This window comes from Methylocaldum sp., assembly GCF_035627495.1.
Taxonomy (GTDB): Bacteria; Pseudomonadota; Gammaproteobacteria; order Methylococcales; family Methylococcaceae; genus Methylocaldum.
In genome coordinates this window covers 1-1,867 of record NZ_DASPLO010000001.1, presented here as the reverse complement: position 1 = coordinate 1,867, position 1,867 = coordinate 1, and the positions used below count along the sequence as shown (strand labels likewise).

Below are 1,867 nucleotides of genomic sequence, written 5' to 3'. Positions count from 1 at the left end.
GGGGCTGTCTCAAAAGGGTGAGGCAGTCCCTTTCCAATTTAATGGGAGTGTGATTCAATCAGAGGTATGCCCAAGAAAAATCTCTCGCCCGTGTTCAAGGAATATACGATGGGGCAGATGGTCTTACTGCCCGTGGATCTCGAGGAAGAGATCGAGCCGAACCACCTGGTACGGGTGGTCAACGCAGCCATCGAGAAGATGGATTTGCGAGTGGTGTACGAGCAGTACAAGGGGGGCGGGACGTCCAGCTACCACCCGAAGATGCTATTGAAGGTGCTGATCTATGCCTACAGCCAGCAGATCTATTCCTCGCGGAAGATCGCCAAAGCGCTGCGGGAGAATATCTATTTCATGTGGCTGAGCGGGAACAGCCACCCGGATTTTCACACCATCAACCGGTTTCGGGGGGTGGTGGTCAAAGAGACGATCACAGAGATATTTGCCGCCGTGCTGCAGATTCTGGTCGAAGGCGGGTACGTGAAGCTGGAGAACTACTTCGTGGATGGGACCAAGCTGGAGGCAAACGCCAACAAGTACAGTTTTGTGTGGGCGAAGAACACGAAGCGCTACAAAGAGCAGGTACAGGGCAAGGTTGCCGAGTTATTGGAGCGGATCGAGCAGATCAACGCGGCGGAGGATGCCAAATATGGGGAATATGATTTACCAGAACGGGGTGGGAACAAGCCGCTGGATGCCGCGCAGTTAGAAGCCAAGATCAACGAACTGAATGAACGCCTGCGCCATATGCCCGCAGAGGGAGAACCAGCCGATCCGCCCAGTGCAGGAGACGCACCCGAAGCAAACCAAGCGCTGAGCAGCGCGGGAAGGGCCACGGATCTAGCGCAGCCCATCTCCACGCCCAGCGGGACAGAAAAGAAGAAGGGTGACAAACGCAAACAGCGCCACAAGTCGAAAGCCCAGCAGTTGGCCAAAGGGATCCAGCAACTGGCCGAGGAATATCTGCCGCGCTTGAAGAAGTACGAAGCACAAGAAGCCATTCTGGGGGAGCGCAACAGCTATGCCAAGACAGACCCGGATGCCACTTTCATGCGCATGAAAGACGATCACATGCAAAACGGGCAGTTGAAGGCGGGCTACAACATCCAGATGGGTACGGAGGCGCAGTATGTGGTGGGCTTCAGCGTCCATCAACGGCCGGGGGACCCAGGCTGTTTGATCCCGCACCTGGAAGAAACCAAAGCGCAACGCGGTGGACAGCAGCCCAGGAATGTTGTGGCCGATAGCGCGTACGGCAGTGAGGAAAACTATGCCTACTTGGAACAAGCGGGCATTGCAGCCTATGTGAAGTACAACAGCTTTCATCAGGAGACGAAGTCTCGCCCCAAACCTAAGCGCTTCGCCGCCGAACACATGCCCTATGATGAAGCCCAGGATGCCTTTACCTGCCCGAGCGGACAGTTACTGCACTACAAAGCCACCTGGCGCTACCGCTCCGACAATGGCTACGGGAGCGAACGCCGGGTGTACCAGTGTGCCGATTGCAGCCAGTGCCCGCTCAAGGAAAAGTGTACCAAGGCACAAGGTAACCGCCAGATCCAGGTCAGTTTCCGTTTGCGCCAAATGCGGGTGCGTGCCAAGGCATTGTTGTTATCCGAGCAGGGTGTGGCAGTGCGCAAGCAACGCTCGATCGATGTCGAAACCGTTTTTGGACGCATCAAACAAGATTGGGGCTTCCGCAGGTTCCTCTTGCGAGGTCTGGAGAAGGTGAAAACCGAGTGGGGCCTGCTCTGCATTGCCCATAATCTCGCAAAACTGGCGGTCGCCTGACCGCCAGTTTTTTTGCCTTTTTCCTATTACCCCTTTTTCGAGATCTACCGCTATCTCTGATGACTTTTGAGACAGCCCC

The 1,867-nt window shown here is 55.7% G+C and carries 1 protein-coding gene; it reads left to right on the top strand.

The window, feature by feature from the left end; all coding sequences use genetic code 11:
• Positions 1–66 precede the first annotated feature (66 nt).
• The gene (locus tag VEB01_RS22985) at positions 67–1,788 is read left to right on the top strand and encodes an IS1182 family transposase (protein ID WP_324872048.1); all 1,722 of its coding nucleotides are present in this window, start codon (positions 67–69) and stop codon (positions 1,786–1,788) included.
• The last annotated feature ends 79 nt before the right edge of the window (positions 1,789–1,867 follow it).

Bases quoted from the DNA above. Each gene is read 5' to 3' on its own strand.
- VEB01_RS22985 (WP_324872048.1), top strand. From the start codon at position 67: ATGCCCAAGAAAAATCTCTCGCCCGTGTTCAAGGAATATACGATGGGG.